This is a genomic window from Pseudarthrobacter sp. RHLT3-21, assembly GCF_059383495.1.
Window position 1 is genome coordinate 139371 of the sequence record NZ_JBWZCI010000001.1, and the last position, 26873, is coordinate 166243.

Genomic DNA, 26873 nt, shown 5'->3' on the forward strand with positions numbered 1-26873 from the left:
ATTCCCAGTAACACCGAACAAACCCGCGTGAGGAGGTAGGGCCGGACGGTCCTGCCTCCTACGTGTTGGCTCCACAATTTCTAGATCAAACCAAGCAGGGACAGCATGGCCACATTGATTGATGCGCCGCCGCCAACGGTTGCGGCCCCCACATCCAAGTCCGCGGGAGGTGGCCTCGGGAAGTACATCCTGGTTCGCTTCCTGCTCATTTTCCCGACGATCTTCATCCTCGTCACTCTCGTTTTCTTTCTGATGCGGATCACCGGCGATCCCATCACCGCAGCCCAAGGCGGACGCCTCCCGCAGGAACAAATTGACGCCTTGGTTCACCAGGCCGGGTACGACCGGAGCCTGCTCATCCAATACATCGAGTACCTTGGCAATATCGCCACCGGAAACTTCGGCCGGACTATTTCAGATGGCCGGCCCGTCATTGAGATGCTCGCCAGATTTGGTGCCGCCACCCTGGAACTGAGCATCAACGCCGTGGTTGTGGCGTTGCTCGTGGGGATACCGCTGGGAATGTTCGCCGCCCACAAACGCGACAAGGTTCCGGACGCTTTCCTGCGCATGTTCGCAATCCTTTGCTATGCCACCCCTGTCTTCTTTGCCGGCTTGCTGCTGAAGCTGACCTTTTCGGTAGGCCTGGGCTGGTTCCCGGTAGCCGGCCGTGCGTCCACTACAACGGAATTGGCGATGGGCAGGCTGGCAGCACCCACTGGTGTCTACTGGCTGGACGCCATTCGCAGCGGCAACCTGACAGCCTTAGGCGACATTGTCCACCACGCGGTCCTTCCGGCCGTGGCGCTGGGACTCCTGACCGCCGGCGTCTTCCTCCGTCTCGTCCGCACCAACGTAATCGGCACGCTGGGCAAGGACTATGTTGAGGCAGGCCGGTCCCGCGGTGTCAGTGAATACCGCCTGGTGACAAAGCATGCCTACAAGCCGGCACTGATTCCCATCATCACGGTGATGGGTTTGCAGATTGCACTGCTACTCGGCGGTGCGGTGCTGACCGAAACCACCTTCGAGTGGAAAGGCCTCGGATATCAACTGGCGCAGTACCTCACTGCACGTGACTTTGTTGCCGTCCAGGGCATCGTTATGCTGCTGGCCGTCATTGTGGCGATCACCAATTTCGTGGTGGATATTGCCGCTGCCCTGATTGATCCGCGAGTGAGGTACTGATGGGCACCACATCAATGGAACCAACTAAGAAGTCCTTGCTGGACCGGCTTCCGGTCTCGTCCCACATCCGCCAGAGCGTCGGCCTGCAACGCACCATGCTGCTCATCGGCGTCGTTCTTTGCACTGTATTTGTGGTGGCTGCGATCCTTGCGCCGCTGTTGGCGCCGTACGGGTATTCCCAGATTTCCGATGACGCCGGTTCGTTCCCGGCGCAGGCCGAACCCGGTGGCAAACATCTGTTGGGAACAACAGTGGGTGGCTACGATGTTCTGTCCCGGGTGATCTGGGGATCGCAGACAGCCTTTGCGGTGATTGTTGCTGCCGTGCTGATGTCCATCTTCCTGGGGGTGTTCCTCGGACTGGTGAGCGGCTACTTCGGCGGCTGGTTGGACCGCGTGCTGGTGGTGATCGCTGACGCAATCTACGCCTTCCCGACACTCCTCGTGGCTATCGTGATGTCGATTGCCATCAACAAGGGGCAGTCTGGCTTCTGGGGTGGAATCCTCGCCTGCGGCTTCGCCATCACGGCAGTGTTTGTCCCGCAGTACTTCCGGGTGATCCGTGCTGAAACCATCCGGCTAAAGGCTGAACCGTTTGTGGAATCAGCCCAGGTTGTTGGCGCCTCAAGCGCCAGGATTATCAGCCGGCACATCTTATCCAACGCAACCCGGACCCTGCCGCTGATTTTCACGCTCAACGCCTCCGAAGCCATCCTCACGCTGGCAGGCCTGGGCTTCCTTGGCTTCGGTATCGAGCCAAGTTCCGCCGCTGAATGGGGCTTTGACCTGAACAAGGCGATGGCCGATGCCTCTTCCGGCATCTGGTGGACCGGCGTGTTCCCCGGCATCGCCATCGTCCTGACTGTGGTTGGCCTCACCCTCGTGGGCGAAAGCATCAATGACCTGAACGATCCGCGGCTGCGCGGGCGCAAGGCGGCCAGCGGCAAGGGCAAGCCGGACTCGCCGGCCGCCGCGCAGGCTGCCATCGCAGCGGATGTGAGAGGACTGTGACCATCAATATTGATTCGGTATCTGACCAGTCCAGGCCGGCAGACCAGCCCGTTCTGGAGATCGACCACCTCAAAGTCACCTTCGCCACGGACGGGGGAGACGTCTACGCCGTGAAGGATGTGAGCCTCGACGTCCGCTCCGGCGAAGTCCTGGCCATCGTGGGCGAATCCGGCTCCGGGAAGACCGTGACCGCGAAAACCATCCTCGGGCTGCTGCCGGAGACCGCCACCAGCGGGGGCGCCGTCCTGATTAACGGGAACAACGTGATCAGCGTCAGCGCCGCGAAGCTGAGGCAGATCCGCGGCCGCGATGTCGCCATGGTGTTCCAGGAGCCCTCCACGGCCCTGAACCCGGTGTTCACCGTGGGCTGGCAGATAGCCGAGGGCATCCGTGCCCACGCCGGCGGTGCCGGCGGGAAGCGGGTTTCGGCCAGGGATGCCAAGGTCCGTGCCATTGAAGCGCTGCGCAAGGTAGGGATCCCGGATCCGGAACATCGGGTCAACTACTATCCGCACCAGTTCTCCGGTGGCCAGAAGCAGCGCGTGGTGATCGCGGCCGCTCTTGCCCTGAACCCGGGACTGATTGTGGCCGATGAACCCACCACCGCCCTGGATGTCACCGTCCAGGCCGAAATCCTGGAGCTGCTCAGGGACCTTCGGGACAAGTACGGCACCTCGATCGTGCTGATCACCCACAACATGGGCGTGGTGGCCGATCTCGCGGATCGGGTGGTGGTGATGTACCAGGGCGATGTGGTGGAGGAAGCGCCGGTGCGTGTGCTGTTTGCCGAACCCAAACAGGACTACACCAAGAAGCTGCTGGCCGCCGTGCCCCACCTGGGCCGGAACTCGGCGTCGGAGGGTCTCCTGGAACGCGCCCACCAGGGTTCGCCGGTGCTCGTGGAGGCAACCAACCTGACCATCGAGTACCCCGGCAGGCTGGGAACTCCGGCCTTCAAGGCCGTGGACGGGGTCAGCTTCACCTTGTCCCAGGGCGAAGTCTTTGGACTGGTGGGCGAATCCGGCTCGGGGAAAACCACCATCGGCCGGGCCATCGCGGGCCTGAACCGGACCACGGGCGGCAGCCTGAAGGTACTCGGCTACGAGATGCTGAACCTCAAGGAGCGGACGTTCAAACCCCTCCGGAAGGATATTGGCTTTGTGTTCCAGGATCCCGCCGCGTCCTTCAACCCCCAGCTGACCATCGGCGACTGCGTAGCGGAACCCATGATCATCCACACCAACCCGAGCCCGGCGCAGGCGCGCAAACGCGTAGCCGAACTGCTCGAATCGGTGCAGCTGCCGGCGTCGTACGCGCAACGGTACCCGCACGAGCTGTCCGGAGGGCAGCGCCAGCGGGCGTCGCTGGCGCGGGCACTGATCCTGAACCCGCGGCTCCTCATCGCTGACGAGCCGACGTCGGCCCTGGACGTTTCCGTGCAGGCAAAGGTCTTGGAACTGTTCAAGGAAATCCAGGCCGAGTTCGGGTTTGCGGCGCTGTTCATCAGCCACGACCTCGCGGTGGTGGACATCCTGTCGCAGTGGGTGGGCGTCCTGTACAAGGGCAAGCTGGTCGAGCAGGGCATCGGCAGCCAGGTGATGGGCGCACCGCAGCATGATTACACCAAACGGCTGATTGCCTCGCTGCCGGTTCCTGATCCGGACGAACAGGCCCGACGCCGGGAAGCGCACCGGGCGATGCTGGCCCAGTAGGCACCACCAGCGACCTAGCCGTCGCGGCTCCACCAGACGGACATCCCACCCAACCGGGCGGGGTGTCCGTCCGCCGCTTAACACCGGAAGGATTTCCGCGGCTGCCCATAGACTTGGACCATGACGCAGCAAAACCATGATGTTCCCGACACCGACACCTACGATGCCGCCGCGAGTTCGCTGGCAGGCCAGGTGGACAACTCGGTGATGGCGGAACTGCTGTCCATCCGCTCCAGCATCGACAACATCGATGCGACCCTGGTGTACCTCCTGGCCGAACGGTTCAAGGCCACCCAGAAAGTGGGTTTCCTCAAGGCCGCACACCGGCTGCCGGCGGGGGATCCCGGCCGCGAAACTGCCCAGATCGCGCGGCTCCGGCGGTTGGCAGAGGATGCACACCTCGATCCCGCGTTTGCTGAGAAGTTCCTGAATTTCATCATCGGCGAGGTCATCCGCCATCATGAAGCCATCGCCGAGGACCACCAGGCCGCTGCAGAGTGGAAGTAACCGCCACGGGGCTTGGGCCCTGGCCGGGGGAGGACCCCGTGGAGGCTGCCCGCATTATCCGCGGCGAGCTCGGCAGCCCGCACCTGCCGTTCCTGGCGGAACTTCCGGACCGCGGAGTCGGCTCCGACGCCTTGGGGCGGACGGCCGCACTCCTGGTTGAAATGGCCGTGGATGTCCAGCCGTACGGCTGGCGCATCGTGGACCGGCCCGGCAAAGATTTCCGCCGGGCCGCGTCGGCTCTGTCCACCGACATCAACGTCTTGGCAGACGTTGCGGGCGCCGAGGACACCGCCGCCCCCGAAATCAAGCTCCAGCTGGTTGGTCCGCTGAGCATTGCCGCCGGCCTGCACCTGCACAACGGCGAACGGGCACTGATCGATTACGGCGCACGCCGGGACATTGCCGACTCGCTGGCGGCAGGGGTTGGCGGCTACCTGTCCCGGATTTCCAGCGCGGTCCCGGGAGCGCAGCTGGTGGTCCAGGTCGACGAGCCTGATATCGCCGCCGTCCTCGCCGGCACTATTCCGACGTCGAGTGGTTACCGCACACTGCGGGCGGTGGGTGCCCAGGAGGTCACCGAGTCCTGGCAGGTGGTGATCGAGGCGCTGCGCGCCGCGGGTGCGGCTGAAATTGTTGTGTCCGTCCCGGAGATTGAGGCCCCGATCGACCGGATCATTGCCGCCGGCGCCGACGGCGTGGCCGTGCCGCTGAGGGCCCTGACCACACGGCAGTGGGAGCAGCTGGCCACAGCAGTGGAGGCAGGCAAGCGGATCTGGGCCGGCGCGCTGGACGCTAACCGCGGCACGCTGCCCAAGGCAGCCGACGTCGTTGAGTCCGTGTGGCGGCCGTGGCACCAGCTGGGCCTGCCGGCGTCGTCCCTGGGCAGCATCCGGGTCACCACCTCGGCGGGACTTGCCGGGCACACGCCGGCCACGGCCACAGCGGTGCTGGGCCGGCTCACCCAGGTGGCCGACGGCCTGAACCAGCGCGCGCACGGCTGAGCGGGCGCACGGCTACGTCCGGTTTTCCCAACGGTCCGGCTGGGCGTGGCGGGGCAGGAAACTCTGCGCCGAACTGCCGCCGATGTATGGGCGCAGGCGGTAGTCGAAGCTGCCCGCATAGACCAGGACCAGCCCGATCTGCGGCTGGATGACCTTGACCTGGATCCGGTGCTGCCCATGCTCGCCGGCGGCACCGTCCCACCACTGCTCGGCGTAGGCCTTGGCATCCACCGTGGCCGGCAGCGGCAGGCGGAGGGGGCCAAGGAACAGCCGGGACGCTTCGGAAACGCCGCGCAGCCTGCCCCCGTCCGTCACGCTGAGCTTGAGGTCGGTCACCATGCGCCGGAAACGGCCCAGGTAGTCCACCAGCCGCGGGCCGCCGTCGGAATCCACGAGGCTGGTGGTGTCCTGGAAGATCCGGAGGTGCCCGGGGAAGCGGATTTCCCGCCGGGCAGTGAGGCTGGGGCGGCCGAACGGATCCTGGTGCGCATGGTTTTCGATCCGGAAGGGGATGCCTTCGCCGTAATCCGGAAAGAACGCGTCCTCCCCGGAGGTGAGCTTGAGCAGCGGCCGCAGCCACGCCTGCCGGCAGCCTACAACGTCGAACACGCCCTCCCCGACGCCGTAGTGCCCCGAGCCGGGCGCCAGTGAGAAGTAGTCCTGCAGCTCAGGCTGCAGCCGCGCGAAGTCCTCGCCCAGGGCCCGCTGGTAAATAGGGACGTTCATTGTGACCTCCTGGCCGGTACCGTCAGCGGCGCTGCAGTGATTCACAATCTACCGGCCGCCTTGAGCCGGATGTACATGTCGGCAAGCTGCGGCGGCAGCTGGTGTGGCTCTGCATCCACCACTTCCACCCCGTGGTGCCGGAGCTCGGCGCTGACCGCTGCCCGTTCCAGGAGTACGCGTTCGGCCGCTGCCGCCCGGAATACACCGGCGGCGTTCTCACGCTCCCGCAGCATCTGCCCCAGCATGGGATCACGGACGGCTGCCACCACCACAACATGCTGCTGGGCGAGCTGCGCGGCCACGGGAATGAGCCCTTCCTCCGGCGCTCCGCCGTCCAACGCCGTCAGCAGCACCACCAGGGACCGGTGGGCGGAGACCGCCCGGATCTGGCCGGGGAGGCTGGACCAGTCAAGCTCGATCAGTTCGGCCTCGAGGGGCGCCATTGCCTGCACCAGCTGCCCCAGGAGGTTGCCGGTGGTGGCGGAGCCGGCCCTGGCGCGCGGACGGCGGTCGTAAGCCAGAAAGTCCACCCTGTCACCGCCACGCTCGGCCAGCACCGCCAGCAGGAGCGCCGCTTCGATACCGGTATCCAGCCGGGGTTCGTCCTCGATCCTCGCCGCCGAGGTACGGGACGTATCCAGCATGATCACCACGCGCCGGTCGCGTTCCGGACGCCAGGTGCGGACGACGACGGCGGACCGGCGGGCGGTTGCGCGCCAGTCGATGGACCGGACGTCGTCCCCGCGGACGTAGTCCCGCAACGAGTCGAATTCGGTGCCGGCACCACGGATCTGCACGGCGGCTTTGCCGTCGAGTTCGCGGAGTTTCCTGAGTTTCGACGGCAGGTGCCTGCGGGAATGGAACGGCGGCAGGACCCGCAGGAGGCCGGTGCAGTCAAACGTGCGCTGGCGTGCCGCAAGCCGGAGGGGTCCCTGGGAGCGGACAGTGACGTGCCGGGCGCCCATGTCGCCACGGCGGACCGGCTGTAACCGGACTGTCATCCGGCGGCTTTCCAAGGCGGGGATGTCCAGGTCCTGGACCGGATTCACGGCCCCGGCAGACGGCTGCCACGCGTCCCGGACGGTGGCGCGCAGGCGACGCCGGCCACCGTTGCGCAGTGTGAGGACCGAAGCGGCCGTGCCGTGCAGCGTCACGTTGCCGGGTTCGGCGCGTGTGACGTTGATGGCCCGCGCGGAAGCGGCCAGGACAAGGTCCAGGCCAAGGAGCGCGGCGAGTGCCACGACCACGCCCAGGACCGTTCCCCAGCCAGGGAACAGCAGCACCGGCACCAGGCCCAGCAGTGCCAGCAGGACAAACCGTCCGGAGAGTGCCATGTGCAACCGGATCAGCGGGGGACGGGGACGGACGCCAGGATGCTGCCCAGGACGTCGTCCACGCGGACCCCGTCCATCTGGGCATCAGGCTGCAGGGCCACCCGGTGGCGCAGGCACGGCAGCGCCAGTGCCTTGACGTCGTCGGGGGTGACGAAGCTGCGGCCGGACAGCCATGCCCAGGCGCGGGAGGTGTTAAGCAGGGCAGTTGCGCCGCGGGGCGAAACGCCCAGCTGGAACGACGGCGCCTGCCTGGTTGCACGCACCAGGTCCACGATGTAGCCAATAATTTCCGGTTCGACGGCAACGGTGGCCACAGCCTGCCGCGCCCGTTCGAGGTCCTCGGCGCCGGCCACCGCCCGGACACCGGCGGCGGCAAGGTCGCGCGGATTGAAGCCGGCCGCGTGCCGCCGGATCACTTCCACCTCGTCAGTCCGGCCGGGCAGCGGCATGGTGAGCTTGAGCAGGAACCGGTCCAGCTGGGCTTCTGGCAGGGGATAGGTGCCCTCGTACTCCACCGGGTTCTGGGTTGCCGCCACCAGGAAGTTCGCCGGCAGCGGCCGGGACATTCCGTCCACGGAGACCTGTCGCTCTTCCATGGCTTCCAACAGGGAGGCCTGCGTTTTCGGCGGCGTCCGGTTGATTTCATCGGCCAGCAGGATGTTGGTGAAAACCGGTCCCTCGCGGAAACTGAATTCCGAGGTGTGCGAGTCATAGACCAGGGAGCCGGTGATGTCGCCGGGCATCAGGTCAGGGGTGAACTGTACGCGTTTGGTGTCCAGGCTCAGCGCGGCGGACAGCGCCCGTACTAAGAGTGTTTTGGCCACCCCGGGCACGCCTTCGAGGAGCACGTGACCCTGGGAGAGCAGTGCGATCAGGAGTCCCGTGACGGTGGCATCCTGGCCCACCACAGCCTTGGCAACCTCGTGGCGGACGTCCAGGAGTGCCTGCCGGGCAGGATCCAGCGTCTGCGGGGAAGAATCCATGATCTGCGGGGCGCCGTACGGTTCGTTCATCGGGTCCTGACCTCGTTCTCTAGTTTGTCCAGTTCCTGTGACCAGTGCACCAGCCTGGAGGCGGTCCCGGGCTGTTCCTGGATCAGGCCGTTGATATCGGTGGCCGGCCGGCCCAGGTGCCGGGCCGCTGCCTGCACGACGTCGTCGGCAGTGGACTGGGATCCGAGTCGAAGAGCTTGCGCCAGACGAACCAGGGTGCCAGCCCGAAGGTTGTCCCGCGCCCGGTCCAGTGCGTGGGAATCCTGATAGAGGCGGGCACGGCCTTCGGCGGTCTCCACGGCCTTGACCACCACCGGGAGCGGTTCAAAGACGAGCGGGCCGAGGCGGCGCCCCCGCCACACGATGGCCAGCACGGCCACAAAGACCAGCCATGGCCCCAGGAAAGCCACCCAGTCAGGCGCGAGGTCATCCAGTGTCTGCGTTGACTCCGTGGCGGCCGCGTCGCCCAGCCCGGGCAGGTACCAGACAAGATCCTCTGAGCTGCCCAACGTCCGCAGGGCCAGCGCGGCATGGCCATGCTCGTCCAGCCCGCCGTTGTTGAGGAGCGCGGTGCTGCCCAGGACCGTCAGGCCGCCGTCGTCCGTGCCGGCAAGCAGCCCGGCGGCGCTTCCCGGCGGGCGGTAGCAAGCCGTGCCGCCGTCGTACAGGAAGCCGCCGGTTCCGGAGACAGCACCCGCAGCCGCGGGACCGCTGAGACCGCAGCCCGGTTCCAGGAGCGCCGTTGACTCCGGCACCACGCCCGCCTGGCTGATGCCGGTATCGAGGGCCGTCAGCGAGCCCAGCCGCGGCGTCACGAGCACCACCCGTCCCGCGCGCGCGGTCAGCTCTTCCAGCCGTGACCGGTCCAGGAAACCGCTCCGGTCGTACAGGAGGAGGGTCGCATCTGGCCGGTCCGAGAGTGCCGCCAGGGCGTCGTCGAAGGATTCAACATCGTTGACCGCGACGCCGTGGCGGGCAAGTATCTCGCTGACCGCCCTGGCGCCGTCCGGCCCGGCGTTGTGGACGGAGAGGGGTAGGACATCACCCTTTGGCGCGAGCTGGGTGGAAATGACCACCGCCAGTCCGACGGCGGCCGCCGCACCGATCGCTGCCCTGCCGCGGTGCCGCCGGAGCCAGGACCCGGCAGCGGCCCCGGCCCCGACGGCAACTGCGGAACCCGGCTGCGTCTCCGGTCCACCCGGCGTCAGCAGATTAGGCGTCAGACCATCCGGCGTCGTTGCCGTGTGCGTCACCGGGGAACCGCCGGTTCGTCATGTTCAGCGGGCAGGGCGGCGCTCGCCGGCGTGAGGGACTGCAGGGCAAAATCCAGCTCGCGCACTGCGGCATAGTTGTTCTGGCCGGCGGACTCATTTCCGTAGCGGATCCCGTCGAAAGTCCGCGCAGCTTCCGTCAGACGGCCGGCCTCGGACGGAAACGGTGTTGCCAGTTCGTGTGCCACCTCGTCGGCGGTCCGGCCCGGCCGCACGTCGAGCACAGCTCTGTCCTCGGCGGTGCGCACCAGCGCACGGAAACAGTCCACGACGGCGGCACTCCAGTTGCCGGCTGCGGCTGCGGCCGCCGCGCGCCCGCGGTAAGCCGCGGCGCTGACTGTTGCGTCGGCGTCGAACACGTCCCCGGCACGCTTGGCCTTCGCGTTGAGGCGCGGGCGGGCCAGGATGACCGCGGCGCCGATCAGCACGGCGATGGCCACACCGATCCACGGCGCCGCCACGGTGCTGTCCGGACCGGAGCCGCTGTCCAGGGACCGCAGCCAGTCCAGGATGTCCGCCCACACGCTGTCCAGCCAGCCGGGGGCCGCGTCACGGTATTCCGGCTTGGCAAGTTCTTCTTCGGCCCAGCGGCGGGCCTCATCGCGGCCGGGCAGGACCGGTGGTTCAGCGGCCATCGGGCCATGCCCCGCCGGGCGGCGTCCCGTTTGGCGGTGTCCCGTTTGGCGGCGTCCCGTTTGGCGGCGCCACGTAGGGCGGCCACGGATTTTGACCGGGTCCTGCCCTGTAGACCGGGACGCCGCGGCCCGGGACGCCGTCGGGATCTGCGCCCGATTCCAGCAGCCGGAGCAGGGCGATATCCAGGCCGTCCCGGCGCATCCTGAGATCAAGGTAGAGCAGCGCCATCACGGAGGTCTGGAAGGCGAACCCCACCGCTCCGACCACCGCACCGATAACGGCGGTGGCAACGCCCGCCACTACGGCGGCCGTGATCGCCTGCTCGGCACCGCCGTGCGGTGACACCACGCCGGTGTAAAAGCCGGAGAGCAGCGAGACCGGAATGGTGACGATCTGGGCGATCACCCCCACCATGATGCCTACCACCAGCGTGATGCCCAGGAGCCGCCACCAGCTGTTGCCCGTGAGTTCCCAGGAGCGGCGTATGCCGGCCAGCGCCCCGAGCTCCTCCACCACCACAGCGGCCGGCGCCACCATGAGCTTGATATAGATCCAGACGTACAGCACAAAGCACACCAGACCCAGCGGGATCAGGATCAGGGCGCCCACTCCACCTACGGTGCCGACCAGCAGTACTGCCAACGCCACAAACAGCAGCGCCACGAGGAGACCGGCGCCGACCAGCAGCGCCGCGAGGCGGATCAGCGCTCCCGCACGGGACCGCGCCAGCGACCACATCTGCCTGAACCCGGTAGGGCGGTTGAGGACGGATCTGGCTACCGGCACCACCATGGCGCCCTGAAGGACTGCCGACAGGAAAACGGTCAGTACCGAGACGAGCAGGACGCCGGACGCGAAGGTGAGCACCACCGGGACCAGATCCTGCTCTGTCAGGCCTTCCGCCCAGGTCTCCAGCGACGCCGCGGACGTGGCCGAGAATGCCGTGAGGACTGCCGTCAGCACTGCGGCGAGTGTCTGCGCCAGCAGCGCGGCGCCCAGCATGGCCTCGGCATTGCGCCGGATCGCCTGGAATGAACCGTCCAGGATCTCGCCGAACATCAGCGGGCGCAGGGGAATGATGCCGGGTTTGGGCGGGGCCACATAACGGGGCTGCTGGTAGGGCGGCGGAGCGCCGTAGGGGTTGTGCGGGGGAGTGCCCCAAGCCGGGGGGCCACCCTGAGGCGGCTGTGCCGGGCCGGGCTGTGGCCCCCACGGAGGCTGTTCCCTCGGAGCCTGACTCCACGGAGGCTGGCTCCCTGGAGACTGGCCCCTCCCGGCCTCGCCGGCAGGATGCGGCTGCTGCATGTTCGGATCCTGGTGTGGCACCGTGTTCCTTCCCCCGTGCGGGACTGTCCGCGTCGTGCCAGCCTATAGTTCCGGCGTCGAGCGTCATAGCGTTGCGCCATGCCGTAAGGCCGTTCAACAGGACAAACCCTGTTCAATAAGGGAATATATAACTATGAAGGCACGCATTCTGGTAGTTGACGATGACGAAGCGCTGGCCGAAATGATTGGGATTGTTCTGCGCAATGACGGCTTTGAGCCGGTCTTTTGCGCCGACGGCGGCCAGGCGCTGGATATTTTCCGTTCATCGAAGCCGGACCTCGTACTGCTTGACCTGATGCTTCCCGGCGTGGACGGCATCGAGGTCTGCCGGCAGATCCGCTCCGAATCGGACGTCCCCATCGTGATGCTCACCGCCAAGTCGGATACGTCCGACGTCGTCCGCGGCCTTGAGTCCGGCGCAGACGACTACGTACCCAAGCCCTTCAAGCCCGCCGAACTGGTGGCACGCGTGCGTGCCCGCCTGCGGCCCGGCGACCAGAAGGCGCCTGAAACGCTGCGGATCGCAGATATCACCATCGACGTCGCCGGCCACACCGTCAAGCGTGCCGATGAGCGGATTTCCCTGACGCCCCTGGAGTTTGACCTCCTCGTGGCCCTGGCACGGAAGCCATGGCAGGTGTTCACCCGCGAGCTGCTGCTGGAGCAGGTCTGGGGCTACCGCCACGCGGCGGACACCCGGCTGGTCAACGTCCATGTCCAGCGCCTCCGGTCAAAAATTGAACGGGATCCGGAAGCTCCCGAAGTTGTATTGACGGTTCGTGGTGTCGGCTACAAAGCAGGTTCCTGAGCCCTCAGGACCAGAAGCGCACCGCGCCCCGGACCCTGCTGCAGCCAAGGGCCCGGAGCATACTGATGCACTGCCCGCGGAGCTGGCGACGCTGCCGTTCCGGGCCCGGATCTGGCGGCGCCGTGGAGTAATCGTGGGGCTACGGGTGGGCCGTCTTGTCCAGATGGGCGTGACCCGGTTCATCCCTGCGGTCCGCTTTGCCGGGCGGTCCCTGCGGCGGCGCTGGCGCCGGTCCCTGCAGTTCCGGACCGTCCTCACCACCCTGCTGTTGGCCGTGACATCCTTTGGCGCCGTGGGCGCCTACCTGTCCAACCAGATCGCCAACAACCTGTTCCAGGAACGCCTTACGCAGGCCGAATCCGAAACCCGTTACTACGTCAAGCAGGTCCAGGAGACGTTCGACGGCGCCCAGGTCACCGACCAGTCCAGCGTCATCACCCTCGTCTACGACACCTTGAACGCGGTGGAGGGGCGCGGCTCCGTGATCCAGCGGCGGTACGTCTTTGAGGCCATGCCCGAACAGACCAAACCCCGGAACCGCTGGGTGGAGTCCCGGGCGTCCGACCAACTGACCGTCAGCGTCATCCCGCCTGGACTCCGCACGGCGGTCCAGGAAACGGGCAAGGACCAGTACTGGGCATCCACCATTATCCCGGTGGGAACCGAGGACAGGCCCGGCATCGCGGTAGGAAACAAGGTGACATTCAACGGCACAGTGTACGAGCTCTACCTGATTTATGACGTCAACACTGCCCAGCAGACGCTCGACGAAATCCAGGGCGTCCTCCTGGCCGGCGGTGCGGTGCTGGTGCTGATGATCGGGGCCATCGCCTGGTACGTCACCCGCAACGTGGTCAGCCCGGTCAGCCACGCTGCCCTGGTGTCGGAGAAGCTCGCGGCCGGCCAATTACAGGAGCGCATGGTGGTCAAAGGCGAAGACGAGGTGGCCCGCCTCGGGGCATCCTTCAACCACATGGCCGCCAGTCTCCAAGAGCAGATCACCAAGCTGGCCATGTTGTCCCAGATGCAGCAGCGGTTTGTCTCCGATGTCTCCCACGAGCTCCGCACGCCACTGACCACGGTGCGAATGGCCGCGGAAGTGTTGTACGACGCACGCCACGACTTCGACCCCATCAACAAGCGCTCCGCCGAACTCCTGTACAACCAGGTGGAGAGGTTCCAGTCGCTGCTGGCCGACCTGCTTGAGATCTCCCGTTTCGACGCCGGCGTGGCCATGCTCGATGCCGAGCCCGAGGACATCCTGCAGGTGATCGCCCACGTCATTGACGGAGCAGCGCCTGTCGCGGCCGAGTACGGCTCGGAGATCATTCTCCAGGCGCCAGCCGAGGGAATTGTCGCGGAAATGGACGCCAGGAGGATCGACAGGATCCTGCGGAACCTCATCCTGAATGCGGTGGAGCACGGCGAAGGCCGGCCGGTCACCGTGACTGTTGCGGCTAACCAGTCAGCGGTGGGCGTTGCTGTCCGGGACCACGGGATCGGCATGACTCCGGCCGAAGCCGCCCGGGTCTTTGACCGGTTCTGGCGTGCGGATCCGGCCCGGGCCCGCACCACAGGAGGCAGCGGCCTGGGCCTGTCCATCGCGATGGAGGACACCAAGCTCCACAACGGCTGGCTGCAGGCATGGGGAAACAAGGGCAGAGGGGCCAACTTCCGGCTGACCATTCCTTTACGCCAGGGCGAGGAGATCGACCGCTCACCCGTGCAGCTTGAGCCGGAGGACATCATCCTCCCAGACGTGCCACACGCGAAGAACGTCCTGGTCCTGGGGCCTGGCCCCACCGGGGCGTCTGGTTCCACCGCTGGCGGGCGTGGCCAGGGCACCGGACGCGCCCCGTCCGGGACCGCCGCGACACCGAAGGAGTCTTCATGATGGGACTAAGAATTCGGGCAATGCTGAAGCGGAGCGTTGTGCTGCTCGTCGTTGTCCTCCTGCTGGCCTCGTGCGCGCGGATTCCCACCGCCGGGCCGGTGGGGAAGAGCGCGGAAGGCAGCGCCGGAAACGTCAATGCGCCTGTGTTCCTCCCTGCCGCGCCCCAGCCCGGGGCTACTCCGGAAAACGTCATTGATTACTTCTACCGTGCCGGTACCGGATACGAGGGTGACTACGCGGTGGCCCGCGAATACCTGACGCAGGCAGCGTCAGTGTCCTGGAAACCCGACCAGCGCGCGCTGGTGTACCGCGAGGCGAAAGTGGTGGGCACCGGCGTCGACAACGTCTACAACTACCAGCTGGACGTTGCTTACAGCGTGGATGTTGACGGCATCGCCACCCAGATGCCCGAGGGCACCATAGAGAACATCCCGGCCACACTCACCCAGGTGGACGGCGAATGGCGGATCTCGGCCATCCCGGACGGAACAGCGATCCCGGAGGAAACCTTCAAGGTCATCTACGGCGCCTACCCCATCTACTTCTACGATCCCAGCTTCACTTATGCTGTGCCCGACGTCCGCTGGTTCATCAAGAACAAGACCGTCAAAGCCATGACCAGCGCCCTGCTTGCCGGCCCCGCGCCATACCTTCGGGGCGCTGTGGTGAGCGCCTTCCCGTCCGGTATCAAACTTGCCCGCGAATCGGTTCCGGTGGTGTCCGGAGCCGCGCAGGTGGACCTCACAGCCAAGGAACTCACAGAGGCGTCCACGGAGGACAGGCTCCGCATGCAGACACAGCTTGCCCTCACGTTCCGCAACCAGCCCGACGTCGTTAGTGTGGAACTGCACGCCAACCAGGACCTGGTCCGGGTCGAGGACAACGGCTCTGTGCTGCCCCCGGTACGGGACAAAAACGTGCCGGTCCGCGAGATCGCCGTCAGCGGCAATGAGCTGGTTCGCTACGAAAACAACAGGGTGTCCCCGCTGCCGGATATGCAGCCTGTTTCCTCCCTCGGGCCCCGCTACCCGGCGGAATCCCCGGTCTCCCAGACCGTGGCTTTCCTCAACGAAAGCCGGACGACGCTCTACAGCATGGTGCCGGGGCAGCCCGCTCGGGCGCTGACAACGCGCAGCACCATCACGCACCCTTCCTTCAGTCTTTATGACTGGGTGTGGGCCGCAGGGCCGGGAGCAACCGGCGGTACGGAAGTCGTGGCCTACCGGCCCATCGGTGTGGCCGAAGGTGCCGCTGTTCCCACCGTTACCCTCACGCCGTCCTGGCTGGCCGGAAAAACCGTCAAGGAGCTGAGGATTTCCCGTGAGGGTGTCCGGGCGCTGGTCATTACGGAACAGAACGGCAAGACGAAGGTGCAGATTGCCGGGATCATCCGGAACGCCGACGGGACTCCCCGGGAACTGACTGCCCCGATCACCCTGGTGGCTTCCGGCGAACCGGACCAGGGAGTCTGGGTGAACGACACAACAGTTGCCGTGATGAAAGCATCCGCAGGCTCGAACGTCGCGCCGGAGCTGCTGTCGCTCACGTCCGGACAGCCCCAGCAGCTGGCGCCGTGGCCCGGCCTGGTGTGGCTCAGCGCCGGCAACGGGCTGGAGGAAATCTACGGCCAGTCGGCCGAGGGCATCTTCCAGCGGCTGGGCAATGGCTGGTCGCCCCAGCTCAAGGGTCCCATCGACCCCTCATTCCCCGGTTAGTTCCTGAGGGGCGCTTCGCTCCGCTGTGGGGATGCAATTTTCATGTCAGGTGCTTTCCACATAGCGCGGCCTGGGGGTTCCGGGGCCGCGGCACGGAGGCCACCATGGGGTGTGACCGAAGTCCAGCCCGAATGTCCTCCTGCGCGCCACCCTCCCGCGCGCTCTCCTGTGCGCCGATCCGGTGGCCGTGCTGCGCGTGGCGCCGGGGGCAGCCCGGCTAGAAGTATGGCAGGCGTGGATCCGGACCTCCTGCCGCCTCCGCTGCAGTCCGCCAAGCATCGCGAAGGCCACCGCAGCCGGTGGCTGCGGGCCGCCGACCAGATGGGCGCCGCGGCCGCCGAGCTGCTGGCACTTGCCGTTCCCGTGGACTGCGTCTGCTGCGGTGCCGAGGACCTTGCCCTGTGCGTCGCGTGCGAACGCCAGATCCGCTGGCTGACCAGGCACCCGTTCCGGGCAGAGGAACAGGCGCCGGCCCTGATGAACGTCGACGGCGGTCTGATCCTTCCCGTGGTGGCGGCCGGGGTGTACCGCGAGGAGCTGGCGCAGGCCGTGCTTTCGTTCAAGAGACATGGCCAGCACCAGCTCACATCGGTCCTGGCGCGGGGACTGGGGCAGGGCATTGCCGCGGCCGTGGCCGGCGTCGACGGCGTCTGCCTGGTTCCGGTGCCCAGCAGTACGGCCGGCTACGTCAAGAGGGGGTTCAGTCCGGTCCACCTCCTGCTCGCAGCGTTGCGGCGGGGGAGCACCATTCCCGGAACACCGGTGGTTGACGTGATCCGGAAATCCCGGCGCCGCGCCGCACTGGAGCGGCTGCCTGGAGGCCAAAAGGGACTCGGCCGCGGTGCCCGGGCGAGCCGGGTCAGGGGGTCCATGAAGGTCCCGGGACGCCAGGGCGTGCGGGTGGCAGGACGCCGCTGCATCATTGTCGACGACGTCCTCACCACAGGGGCCACACTCGCGGAAGCAGCCCGCGCGCTCCACCTCAGCGGAGCCCTGGTGGTGGGGGCGGTGGTCCTCGCCGCGACACGCCCGCCCGATTCAGCTGGCGGCGAATCGCCCGGCCCGGGAGCTGGCGGAAAGCTCCCGTCTTAGAAAAAAATAAACCAAGAAAGGATGAATAACAGGTGGCTATGAACTAACGTCGGTTGTGGGTACCAAGAACAAGTTGTACCTTTCGATGGCGGCTCGGAAAGGGGCTCGACTGTCAAGCAGATCGGCCTTGCAATGTGCCGCCGTCGTGTCACCGAAGTCATTTGGAGGGCACCATGGAGTTTATGATCAGCGGACGAAATCTGACGGTCTCAGACCGCTTCCGCGAATACGCCGGTGAGAAGATCTCGAAGATCGAGTCACTTGGCGACAAGGTCCAACGGGTTGACGCGAAGGTTTCCAAGGAAACGAATGCACGCCAGACCGGCGACCAGCTCACCGTTGAAGTGACAGTCCTGGGCCGGGGACCCGTAATCCGTGCCGAAGCCAGCGCCGCAGACAAATTCGCTGCATTCGATCTCGCCTACACCAAGCTGCTTGAACGTCTTCGCCGCGCCAAGGACCGCAAGAAGGTCCACCACGGGCGCCACACCCCCAAGGCAGTACGTGAGGCCACCGCGGCACTGGAGCCCGCAAGTGCCAGTGAACCCCTTTACGTCGAGGCGAGCCATCGCAGCGAACCCCAGGCGCCGGCCGTTCAACGATCGCCCTATGAGGTCGAGAACGACATTCCGGCAGGGGACTCCCCGGTGCTGATCCGGCGCAAAGTCTTCCCTGCGGCCTCCCTCACCCTTGACGATGCTGTGGACAACATGGAGCTCGTGGGCCACGATTTCTACCTGTTTGTGGACAAAGCCACCAACACGCCCTCGGTGGTCTACCGGCGCCGTGGCTGGACATACGGCGTGATCACCCTGGACCACGAATGCGAACCGGGGGACACCGCCGTCGAAGAAAAAATCCTCGCCTACCGCTCCGATGATGAGGCTGCAAAAGTCTAGGGTGGTTTACGCCCCTCAATGAAAGGACTGATGTGCCAGCGACGCTGAGCCTTAACCAGGCCCGGCGGATCGCCCTGGCAGCTCAGGGACTCGACAAAGGACGGCCCGCCGGCCCCGTGACTTCACGGACGGTGGGCCGTACCTTTGCCCGGATCCAGCTTGTCCAGATCGATTCCGTCAACGTGTTGTCCCGCAGTCACTTTCTGCCCTTCTTCTCAAGGCTCGGCAACTACGACCGCACCATTCTTCAACGGATGGCCAACTCGCCTCCCAGACGAATGATGGAGTACTGGGCGCACGAGGCCAGCTTCATCCGGCCCGAGCACTTCCAGGACCTCCGCTTGTGGCAGAAACGCACGTGGGTGGGTGCGTCCGCCATGGACCCGGAACTGCGCGACGCGATGGCCGGAAAGATCCTCGGCGCCCTCGCCGCCGGACGGCCCATGACGGCGGTGGAACTGACGGCGAACATCGGGCACGTGGAGGACCGGCGTGACGACAACTGGGGATGGAACTGGAACGCCGTCAAACGCGTGCTTGAAGACCTGTTCGAGGCCGGCATCATCTCCGCGGCGTCCAGAACCGAACAATTCGAGCGAAAGTACACGCTGACAGCCAAGGTACTGCCGCGCCGGCTGGCCCGCGAAGCCACGCCGGATCCTGTTGAGGCCATGCACCGGCTCATCGATGCGGCCGCGCAAGCCCATGGCATCGGAACTGTGAAGTGTTTCGCGGATTACTTTCGCACGCCGGTCAAGGCGGCAGCCGCCTCGGTGGACCATCTGGTCAGCCTTGGGAGGCTGGAGCCGGTGGCTGTCGCTGGCTGGGATCGGAAGGTGTACCTCCATGCCGACGCCGCCAGGCCGCGGCGGGCAGCTGGGCGGGCCCTGCTCAGTCCCTTTGACTCCCTCGTCTTCGAGCGCCGCAGACTGGAGGAACTCTTCGGTTTCCACTACCGGATCGAGATTTACACGCCCGCGCACCTCCGGCGCTTCGGGTACTACGTCCTGCCCTTTCTCCTGGGCGACACCATCGTGGCGCGGGTGGACCTTAAAGCGGACCGTGCGGCAGGAAAACTGCTGGTCAGGTCCGCGTACGGCGAGCCGGGCGCACCGCCAGGGACCGCCGTCGAACTCGCAGCCGAGCTGGAGCTGATGGCCGAGTGGCTGGAGCTTGGGGACATCGTGGTCAGTCCGGCCGGGGACCTGGCTGAGTCCCTTACGGGCGCCCTGCATCACCGCACCGGCCCGCTCCGCTCTCAGGGAACACCGGCCACGTGGCCTGTGTCTCTCCCGTAGACTAAAAACGCCAGAATTCGGCAGCATAAGACTGGGAGTATCTTCACGTGGCATCACTTATCGAAAAACTTCTCCGCACGGGTGACAAAAAAACCCTGCGGCAACTGCGGAGCTATGCCGACTCCATCAATGCGCTCGAAGACTCGTTCAAGACCTTTACGGATGCTGAGCTCCGCGAGGAAACTGACCACCTCCGCGCCCGCCACCAGGACGGCGAGCAACTGGACGATCTCCTCCCGGAGGCGTTCGCCGCCGTGCGCGAGGCCTCGTCCCGCACCCTGGGTATGCGTCACTTTGACGTCCAGCTTATGGGTGGCGCCGCACTCCACCTGGGCAATATCGCCGAAATGAAGACCGGCGAAGGCAAGACTCTCGTGGCCACCGCGCCCGCCTACCTTAATGCCCTCACCGGCAATGGCGTCCACGTCATCACGGTGAACGACTACCTTGCCGAATACCAGTCAGACCTCATGGGCCGGGTCTACCGCTTCCTTGGCCTGACCAGCGGTTGTATCCTGTCCAACCAGGATCCCGCGGTGCGCCGGCAGCAGTACGCCGCGGACATCACGTACGGCACGAACAACGAATTCGGCTTTGACTACCTGCGCGACAACATGGCGTGGGACCAGTCAGAACTGGTCCAGCGCGGCCACAATTTCGCCATCGTTGATGAGGTCGACTCCATCCTCATCGACGAGGCCCGCACGCCGCTCATTATTTCCGGCCCCGCCCAGGGCGACACCAACCGGTGGTACAGCGAATTTGCCAAGGTAGTGCAGCGCCTGAAGGCCGGCGCGGACTACGAGGCGGACGAGAAGAAGCGCACCGTCGGTGTCCTCGAGAGCGGCATCGAAAAGGTGGAGGACTACCTGGGCATCCAGAACCTCTACGAATCCGCGAACACTCCGCTCATCGGGTTCCTGAACAACGCCATCAAAGCCAAGGAACTGTTCAAACGGGACAAGGACTACGTCATCCTCGACGGCGAAGTGCTGATCGTTGACGAACACACTGGGCGCATCCTGGCCGGGCGCCGCTACAACGAGGGTATGCACCAGGCCATCGAGGCCAAGGAAGCCGTGGAGATCAAGGCCGAAAACCAGACCCTGGCCACCGTGACGCTCCAGAACTACTTCCGCATGTACTCCAAGCTGGCAGGCATGACCGGCACCGCCGAGACTGAGGCCGCCGAGTTCATGGGCACGTACAAGCTCGGCGTGGTGGCCATCCCCACGAACCGGGACATGCAGCGTCTCGACCAGTCAGACCTGGTGTTCAAGAACGAAAAGGTGAAGTTCGAGGCCGTCGTGAAGGACATCGCCGAGCGTCACGAAGAGGGCCAACCGATCCTTGTGGGCACCACGAGTGTCGAAAAAAGCGAATACCTCTCCGGGCTGCTCGCCAAGGAGGGCATCAGGCACGAAGTCTTGAACGCCAAGAACCACGCCCGTGAAGCGGCCATCGTTGCGCAGGCCGGACGTAAGGGTGCTGTCACGGTGGCCACCAATATGGCAGGCCGAGGCACCGACATCATGCTGGGCGGCAACGCCGAATTCACCGCGGTGGCCGACCTGGCCAAGCGCGGGCTGGACCCGGAAGAGAATTCCGAAGAGTACGAGGCCGCCTGGCCGGCTGCCCTGGAGGCGGCCAAGCAGTCCGTGAAGGACGAACACGAGGAAGTGCTGAACCTCGGCGGGCTGTATGTCCTGGGAACTGAGCGGCACGAGTCCCGCCGCATCGACAACCAGCTCCGTGGCCGTTCCGGCCGCCAGGGCGACCCCGGCGAATCACGCTTCTACCTCTCCCTGACCGACGACCTGATGCGGCTCTTCAACTCCGGCGCGGCCGAACGGCTGATGAACAGCTCCGTCCCGGACGACGTGGCGTTGGAATCGAAACTGGTTTCCCGGGCCATCGCGTCGGCGCAGGGCCAGGTTGAAGGCCGCAATGCCGAGCAGCGCAAGAATGTTCTCAAGTACGACGACGTCCTCAACCGCCAGCGCGAAGCCATCTACGGTGACCGCCGCCGGATCCTGGAGGGCGACGACCTGCACGAGAAGGTCCAGTTCTTCGTGGAGGACACCATCACCGCCCTGATCGACTCCGCCACGGCCGAAGGCAATGGCGACGACTGGGACTACACGCAGCTGTGGACCAACCTCAAGACGCTCTACCCCGTCAGCGTCACAGCGGACGAGATCATCGAGGAAGCCGGTGGCAAGTCCAAGCTCACGGTTGAATTCCTCAAGGAAGAACTGCTCTCCGACGCCCGCGTGGTCTACCAGACCCGGGAAGAGACCATCGGTTCCGAAAGCATGCGCGAGCTGGAACGCCGCGTGGTGCTGTCGGTTATCGGACGTAAGTGGCAGGAACACCTCTACGAGATGGACTACCTGAAGGAAGGCATCGGCCTGCGCGCCATGGCACAGCGTGACCCGCTGGTGGAATACCAGCGCGAGGGCTTCACCATGTTCCAGAGCATGATGGAGGCCATCCGCGAGGAAAGCGTCGGTTTCCTGTTCAACCTTGAAGTTGAGGTGACTCCGGCCCAGGATGTGGTGGTTCCGGACGCAGCCGGTGGCCACACCGAACACGTTGAGCCGCAGATCCACGCGGCCGGCTTGGAAGCGCCGGAGAAGCCTGCCCAGCTGCAGTACACGGCTCCCGGTGAAGACGGCGCATCCGAGACCCGGCTGGAGGCCCGTTCCTCGTCCAAGTCCGGCAATCCGGCCAAGGCTGCAGCGCAGGACGCCACCAAGCGTCCGGCCAAGAAAAAACGCCGCTGATCCAGCCACGGTTTCCAGGAACAAACCTGTAGGCCTTAGCGGGACATACGAAGTGCCCGGAGCAATCTAGCTCCGGGCACTTCTTCGTCTGTGAACACTTCCTGCCAATTGTGGACAACCGGTCAGCCGACCATAAACTCGGTCACGCGCCAGACCTGCTTGCTGCGTTCAAGCCGGACCGCCACCGCCCGGGCGCGGACATCATCGACCACCACGGCGCTTGCCTCATAAATACCCGGGGCGACCTCGCAGGCGCGGACTGAGCGCACGATGGAGTTCCTGTGCAGCCGGGCCAGGTATGGCGAGGCAGACCGGGCCTGTTCGCGGCGGATCAGGGCCGAGCGGTGCTGCAGAACGGCGAGGCAGCGAGGATCCATGCGGCGGGCGAGCTGGTGGATCGGCCGGATGCCGGCGAGGACTTCCATGGCCGCCTGCACGGTACTGCGTGTGATCGCCAGGATTTCGGAGTTTTCGTCTGCTGCACGCAGCGGCGCGACCGGTGCGGTAGTGGTGCGCAGCGGAACCTGGCGGGCTGCTGCCGCGCGGCCCGGGTTGGCCGTGGCGGAGCGGATTGGCGTAACTGCGTACATGTGATTCCCCTTAGTCGTGAACTGATGAATATCGGAACGTCGGCTAGGCCGTGGAAGGTGCTTTCAAAATCTGCCCTGGCAGCAGGACGTGCGGGCTCTCGCCGATCTGGGATTTGTTGGCCTCGTACCAGCGAGGCCAGTGCAGGGCGACGTCCACATCCGAAGCCGCCGGGCCCAGGTGGCGGGATGCGATGTCCCATAGTGTGTCGCCTGCCAGCACCGTGACTTCACTCAACGCCGGCGGTGTGCCCTGTTCCGCACGGACAGGCTGGGCGGCCATTAGTCCGGGGTCCGGGACCGGCGGGCTGGGACGCCAGTCGGGCCGGACCGCAGCCGCAGGAGCCTGGGTGGCCTGTTCTCCTGTGTCCCCGGGAGCTGTGCCCTCCGGTTCCGGGATCTGCGGGTGGCCGCTTGTGGGATACCACTGGGCCCGGATGGCTGCGCTCTGGGCCGGTACGCCGTGGGCCGGTACGCCGTGGACCGGTACGTCCTGGACGGTCACTTCCTGCGTGGGTACCCAGGCGGGTCCGGCCGGGGGTACGGCCGCCTGAGCCAACGGTGCCGACAGCAGCTGCACCGACAGCGCGGCCACAGCGAGCCGGCGCATGAATGCCGGGCAGCACTTGCCTGCCCTGTTGGCGGCCTGCCGCTTGCCGCACCTGTCCAGGACGGCAGCCGTTGATGCCAATATCATCGAGAAGATCCACCACGCCACGATGGCCAGCCCTGCCGCAACAGCCACAGCACCAAGAAGGTCATCGACGTCCGGGCCTTGCCGGCGGGCTGTGGACAGTTGCCACCGATCCACCATGCCCCTGCCGGCAAGGCAGAGGAAGAATCCCAACAGGAGGATGGACGCCGCCATGACTGCGTCTGCGCGGAGCCCGCGTACTGTACCTGCCGTCATGGTGTTCCTATCTTATGTTTGATGCAGTTTGATGTAGTTTAATGTATCTAGAACCAGTTTGACGTAGCTATGTTGGGTTTGTCCAGAGACTGGAGTGAAGTTGTTGGCGAATTGACCGCGAATGAAACCGCACCTTACGCTTGGCCCCATGCGTTGGGATGCTCTGTTCAGTGATATGGAGGCACAGTTCGCCGAGGGCGAGCGGCTGGCCGTCGATGCCGAGATCTCTGAGCGGGCAAGAGCGGAAACAGCCTCCCTGGCCCTGGCTGACCGCCTACGGGGTTCCCTGAACAGCCACGTGGCCGTGCACCTGGCGTGTGGGCGCGTCTTCGAAGGAACCCTGAGCCATGCCGGCGCCGACGCCCTGGTCCTGAACGAGTTGCGTCACCAGGTCCTGATCCCGTATCGCGCGGTGGCGCGCTACGCGGGCCTGGGGCGGGTGTCCGTAGCCGAGACTTCGCAGGTGCGGCGCCGGATCGGATTGGCACATGCGCTTCGGGGCCTCGCGCGGGACCGGGCCGAACTTGCCGTTACTCTGCGCCACGTGCCGGAACGGGACGCCGGGCTGGCCGGAGTCATTGACAGGGTGGGCAGTGACTTTTTGGACCTGGCGCTGGTCAGTCCCGGGGAGTCCCGGCGGGCATCGCAGGTCAGGCAGGTTGCCACGATTCCCTTTGCGGCGCTGGGTGCCCTCCGGTCATGGAGTGTAGGGGAACTGTAGGTGGGCCAGAGTTTTTGTCCAGATAATCGAGATTACCGGCCCATTTGAGGCGATTATCTGGACAAAAACTCCGAGGACCCGGGTCCAGGCCGGTATCGGCGGCGGACGCCCGGGCCTGGATCAGCCCTGTTTGGCCTTGGCTTCCTGGATCATGCGGCTGGCCTCGGCGTAACGCTCTTCGATGTATTGCTCCAGCATCTTTTCCTCGACGCGCCACTGCCCGCGGCCACCCACCTGGATGGCTTTCAGCTCTCCGCTGCGGACCAGGGCGTAGGCAGCCGGCGAGTTGATCTGCAGCTGTTCAGCAACATCGGCGAGAGTGAGGAATCTGGGCATAGTTCCATTTTGCCATTGAAGGTGCCATCTAGTGCGGTTATCCACAGTTTGATGTTGTTTGGTCTTTTGACTTTTGTTCCGGGGCCCATGCCGCAACAATGAGGTGTCCGGGCGCAGCCAACCGTCTGGACCTTGAGCAAGGGGGAGAAGAGCATGAGCCACGATGCAGCTACTACAGGTGCCAGGCTGAAACCGCCGTCGTGGAAGGATCCCCGCCTGCTGGTTGGCGTACTGCTGGTCCTGGCATCGGTGGTGGGAGTGATCTCCCTGGTTGGCAGCGCTGATCAGACCACCGAGGTTTACGCCGCCCGGGACTCCATTGCAGTGGGTGAGAAGCTGACCGCGGACAATGTGGTCCGGGCCAAGGTCCGCCTGGGTGAGACCGAACAGCATTACGTCACCGTTGAAGCAGGGCTCCCGGACGGGCTGGTGGCGGTCCAAAGAATCGGCAAGAACCAGTTGGTGCCCAAGGAAAGTCTGGCCACTGTGGATGCGTTGGACCGCAAGCCCGTGGCCGTGACCATTGATGAAGCACTGTCGCCGCAGGCGGTGGCCGGGACCCGGGTGGATGTCTGGGTTGCCTTGCCGGATGCGCGCAACGGTTTCAGTGAGCCGAAGCTCCTGCTGCCCGGCGCGGAAATTGCACAGGTGACCTCTGGTTCCACGGCCTTGGGGTCCTCCCGCAACACGGTGCTGATGGTGCTGGTAGCCGACAGCCAGATGCCGGCTATTCTCGGCGCGCAGGCGAACCAGGCCAAGATTTCAGTGGTGTGGAACCCGGGCGGCGGGGCCCGATGAGCATCCCAGTTGTCACCGTGGGCCAGGCCCGCGAGGACGTGGTGGGCGGGTTGGAGCGGCTCCACGGTCCCGTCACGGTGGTCCGGCGCTGCGCCGAACTGACTGAACTGCTGGCCGCCTGCCAGAGCGGACTGGCGCGGGCGGCGGTTGTGGCCGATGGCTGCGAGGGCCTGACTGCTTCGCTCGTTGACCGGCTCGGCGCCGTGGGCGTGGCGATCATCGCCCTCACGGATGACGCCGACGAGGCCGCCAGACTGCGCGGGATCGGCGTGGCATCTGCGCTGACCGGAGTGGAGTCTGCCGCCCTTGCCGGCAGGATTGCCGAGGTGGTTGCCCAGCTGACCGGAACCGCCAAGGATACGACGTTCGGTAGCGGGTTGGGGGACACCAGTGCCGCTCTGCGCCAGCGTCCCGCCGACCAGGCGGATGTGCCGCCGGCCTCCGGGGCGGGCAAGATCATTGCCGTGTGGGGTCCCGCCGGTTCACCCGGCCGGACCTTCGTTGCAGCCAACATCGCGGGGGAGCTGGCTGCGGATGGGAAGTCCGTGCTCCTGATCGACGCCGACAGTTACGGGGCCAGCATCGCGGCAGTCCTGGGCCTGCTGGATGAATCTGCGGGGATCGCGCAGGCCTGCCGGCTTGCGGACCAGGGGCTGCTCGACGCCGATGCGTTGCTGAAGGTGGCCACGCCGGTCACCATCAAGCTTGGGACTTTCCGGGTACTTACCGGGATCACGCGGGCGGACAGGTGGACCGAATTGCGGGCAGCAGCACTGTCGCTGGTGCTGGAACGTGCGAAGGAGGTCGCCGACGTCGTGGTTGTGGACACCGGCTTCTGCCTGGAGGCGGACGAGGAACTCAGCTTCGACACGTTGGCTCCGCGCCGGAATGCCGCGACACTGCGGAGCCTGGAACTGGCGGACACCGTCTATGCCGTGGGGGCCGCCGATCCGGTGGGGGTTCCCCGGCTGGTCCGCGGCCTCGCGGAGCTCGAGATGGCAGTACCGCATGTGTCGCCTGTTGTGGTGATGAACAAGGTCCGGGCGGCGGCGGTGGGGAGATCCCCGGAACGCCAGCTGAAGGATGCGTGGGGGCGGTATGGCCCGTCGTCGCAGATCGCAGCCTTCCTGCCGGCGGACAGCCCCGCAACGGACGCGGCGCTGCTCGGCGGCTCGCTGCTGCTCGAAACGGCGCCGGATTCCAAGCTCAGGCACGCGATCGCCGAATTGGTTTGTGCACCTGTCCAGCGATCCTCCAGATCCTCTGTATTTTCTTCCACACCTGGGCTTCAGCGAAAGGGCTAGGCTCACCGTAGGAGCTGCAACG

General features: G+C 65.8%; 24 protein-coding genes. 15 read left to right on the top strand and 9 right to left on the bottom strand.

What is annotated here, in order from left to right:
- Window positions 1–105: 105 nt before the first annotated feature.
- The 5 genes from AC50YA_RS00665 (at window position 106) to AC50YA_RS00685 (ending at window position 5418) form a co-directional block, all read left to right on the top strand.
- Window positions 106–1188: an ABC transporter permease gene (locus AC50YA_RS00665; RefSeq protein ID WP_494980479.1), complete on the top strand. Its 1083-nt coding sequence runs from the start codon at window positions 106–108 to the stop codon at window positions 1186–1188.
- Window positions 1188–2198, top strand: a complete 1011-nt coding sequence (locus tag AC50YA_RS00670; protein WP_494980480.1) for an ABC transporter permease — start codon at window positions 1188–1190, stop codon at window positions 2196–2198. Before AC50YA_RS00665 ends, AC50YA_RS00670 begins: the two co-directional genes overlap by 1 nt.
- Window positions 2195–3910: an ABC transporter ATP-binding protein gene (locus AC50YA_RS00675; protein ID WP_494980481.1), complete on the top strand. Its 1716-nt coding sequence runs from the start codon at window positions 2195–2197 to the stop codon at window positions 3908–3910. The genes AC50YA_RS00670 and AC50YA_RS00675 overlap by 4 nt, the downstream gene beginning before the upstream one ends.
- 120 nt (window positions 3911–4030) lie before the next feature.
- The gene (locus tag AC50YA_RS00680) at window positions 4031–4417 is read left to right on the top strand and encodes a chorismate mutase (protein WP_494980482.1); all 387 of its coding nucleotides are present in this window, start codon (window positions 4031–4033) and stop codon (window positions 4415–4417) included.
- Window positions 4408–5418 (top strand): uroporphyrinogen decarboxylase/cobalamine-independent methonine synthase family protein, encoded by a 1011-nt coding sequence (locus AC50YA_RS00685; protein WP_494980483.1) that lies wholly within the window; start codon window positions 4408–4410, stop codon window positions 5416–5418. Before AC50YA_RS00680 ends, AC50YA_RS00685 begins: the two co-directional genes overlap by 10 nt.
- A 12-nt stretch (window positions 5419–5430) precedes the next feature.
- On the opposite strand, the gene AC50YA_RS00690 is transcribed toward AC50YA_RS00685, so the two are convergent.
- Genes AC50YA_RS00690 through AC50YA_RS00715 form a run of 6 tightly spaced genes read right to left on the bottom strand, consistent with a single transcriptional unit; the run spans window position 5431 to window position 11478 of the window.
- A complete protein-coding gene (locus AC50YA_RS00690; RefSeq protein ID WP_494980484.1) occupies window positions 5431–6144 on the bottom strand; it encodes a DUF4166 domain-containing protein in 714 nt (237 codons plus the stop codon).
- Window positions 6145–6185: 41 nt separating this feature from the next.
- A complete protein-coding gene (locus AC50YA_RS00695; RefSeq protein ID WP_494980485.1) occupies window positions 6186–7478 on the bottom strand; it encodes a DUF58 domain-containing protein in 1293 nt (430 codons plus the stop codon).
- An 11-nt stretch (window positions 7479–7489) separates the two neighbouring features.
- Entirely contained in the window at window positions 7490–8491 is a 1002-nt protein-coding gene (locus AC50YA_RS00700; RefSeq protein ID WP_494980486.1) for an AAA family ATPase, read from the bottom strand.
- Window positions 8488–9723: a DUF4350 domain-containing protein gene (locus AC50YA_RS00705; RefSeq protein ID WP_494980487.1), complete on the bottom strand. Its 1236-nt coding sequence runs from the start codon at window positions 9721–9723 to the stop codon at window positions 8488–8490. The genes AC50YA_RS00700 and AC50YA_RS00705 overlap by 4 nt, the downstream gene beginning before the upstream one ends.
- Complete coding sequence (locus AC50YA_RS00710) at window positions 9720–10376, bottom strand: DUF4129 domain-containing protein (protein WP_494980488.1); 657 nt, start codon at window positions 10374–10376, stop codon at window positions 9720–9722. Before AC50YA_RS00710 ends, AC50YA_RS00705 begins: the two co-directional genes overlap by 4 nt.
- Window positions 10366–11478 carry a DUF7847 domain-containing protein gene (locus AC50YA_RS00715; RefSeq protein ID WP_494980489.1) on the bottom strand — a complete coding sequence of 371 codons (1113 nt, stop codon included), beginning with the start codon at window positions 11476–11478 and terminating at the stop codon, window positions 10366–10368. Before AC50YA_RS00715 ends, AC50YA_RS00710 begins: the two co-directional genes overlap by 11 nt.
- Before the next feature lie 358 nt (window positions 11479–11836).
- On the opposite strand from AC50YA_RS00715, the gene mtrA reads away from it, so the two are divergent.
- The 7 genes from mtrA to secA all read left to right on the top strand — a co-directional run bounded on the left by mtrA (window position 11837) and on the right by secA (window position 22195).
- Window positions 11837–12511 (top strand): MtrAB system response regulator MtrA, encoded by a 675-nt coding sequence (mtrA, locus tag AC50YA_RS00720; RefSeq protein WP_354146011.1) that lies wholly within the window; start codon window positions 11837–11839, stop codon window positions 12509–12511.
- On the top strand, window positions 12486–14405 hold the full coding sequence (gene mtrB, locus AC50YA_RS00725) for an MtrAB system histidine kinase MtrB (RefSeq protein WP_494980826.1): 1920 nt from the start codon (window positions 12486–12488) through the stop codon (window positions 14403–14405). The genes mtrA and mtrB overlap by 26 nt, the downstream gene beginning before the upstream one ends.
- A gap of 20 nt (window positions 14406–14425) precedes the next feature.
- Window positions 14426–16120: an LpqB family beta-propeller domain-containing protein gene (locus AC50YA_RS00730; RefSeq protein ID WP_494980490.1), complete on the top strand. Its 1695-nt coding sequence runs from the start codon at window positions 14426–14428 to the stop codon at window positions 16118–16120.
- Window positions 16121–16345: 225 nt separating this feature from the next.
- Entirely contained in the window at window positions 16346–17212 is an 867-nt protein-coding gene (locus AC50YA_RS00735) for a ComF family protein (RefSeq protein ID WP_494980491.1), read from the top strand.
- Between the two features lie 173 nt (window positions 17213–17385).
- Window positions 17386–18111 (top strand): ribosome hibernation-promoting factor, HPF/YfiA family, encoded by a 726-nt coding sequence (hpf, locus tag AC50YA_RS00740; RefSeq protein WP_494980492.1) that lies wholly within the window; start codon window positions 17386–17388, stop codon window positions 18109–18111.
- A gap of 32 nt (window positions 18112–18143) precedes the next feature.
- Window positions 18144–19409 carry a winged helix-turn-helix domain-containing protein gene (locus AC50YA_RS00745; protein WP_494980493.1) on the top strand — a complete coding sequence of 422 codons (1266 nt, stop codon included), beginning with the start codon at window positions 18144–18146 and terminating at the stop codon, window positions 19407–19409.
- Between the two features lie 47 nt (window positions 19410–19456).
- Window positions 19457–22195, top strand: coding sequence for a preprotein translocase subunit SecA (secA, locus tag AC50YA_RS00750; RefSeq protein WP_494980494.1), 2739 nt, complete (start codon window positions 19457–19459; stop codon window positions 22193–22195).
- Window positions 22196–22317: 122 nt separating this feature from the next.
- Here secA and AC50YA_RS00755 read toward each other — a convergent pair whose 3' ends face one another.
- Entirely contained in the window at window positions 22318–22785 is a 468-nt protein-coding gene (locus tag AC50YA_RS00755) for an Rv3235 family protein (protein WP_494980495.1), read from the bottom strand.
- Window positions 22786–22828: 43 nt separating this feature from the next.
- On the bottom strand, window positions 22829–23692 hold the full coding sequence (locus tag AC50YA_RS00760; protein ID WP_494980496.1) for a LysM peptidoglycan-binding domain-containing protein: 864 nt from the start codon (window positions 23690–23692) through the stop codon (window positions 22829–22831).
- Window positions 23693–23840: 148 nt separating this feature from the next.
- On the opposite strand from AC50YA_RS00760, the gene AC50YA_RS00765 reads away from it, so the two are divergent.
- Window positions 23841–24413: a hypothetical protein gene (locus AC50YA_RS00765; RefSeq protein WP_494980497.1), complete on the top strand. Its 573-nt coding sequence runs from the start codon at window positions 23841–23843 to the stop codon at window positions 24411–24413.
- A gap of 120 nt (window positions 24414–24533) precedes the next feature.
- On the opposite strand, the gene AC50YA_RS00770 is transcribed toward AC50YA_RS00765, so the two are convergent.
- Window positions 24534–24749, bottom strand: coding sequence for a helix-turn-helix domain-containing protein (locus tag AC50YA_RS00770; protein ID WP_104062208.1), 216 nt, complete (start codon window positions 24747–24749; stop codon window positions 24534–24536).
- A 153-nt stretch (window positions 24750–24902) separates the two neighbouring features.
- On the opposite strand from AC50YA_RS00770, the gene AC50YA_RS00775 reads away from it, so the two are divergent.
- Complete coding sequence (locus AC50YA_RS00775) at window positions 24903–25547, top strand: hypothetical protein (protein WP_494980498.1); 645 nt, start codon at window positions 24903–24905, stop codon at window positions 25545–25547.
- Entirely contained in the window at window positions 25544–26851 is a 1308-nt protein-coding gene (locus AC50YA_RS00780) for a CpaE/TadZ family protein (protein ID WP_494980499.1), read from the top strand. The genes AC50YA_RS00775 and AC50YA_RS00780 overlap by 4 nt, the downstream gene beginning before the upstream one ends.
- The last annotated feature ends 22 nt before the right edge of the window (window positions 26852–26873 follow it).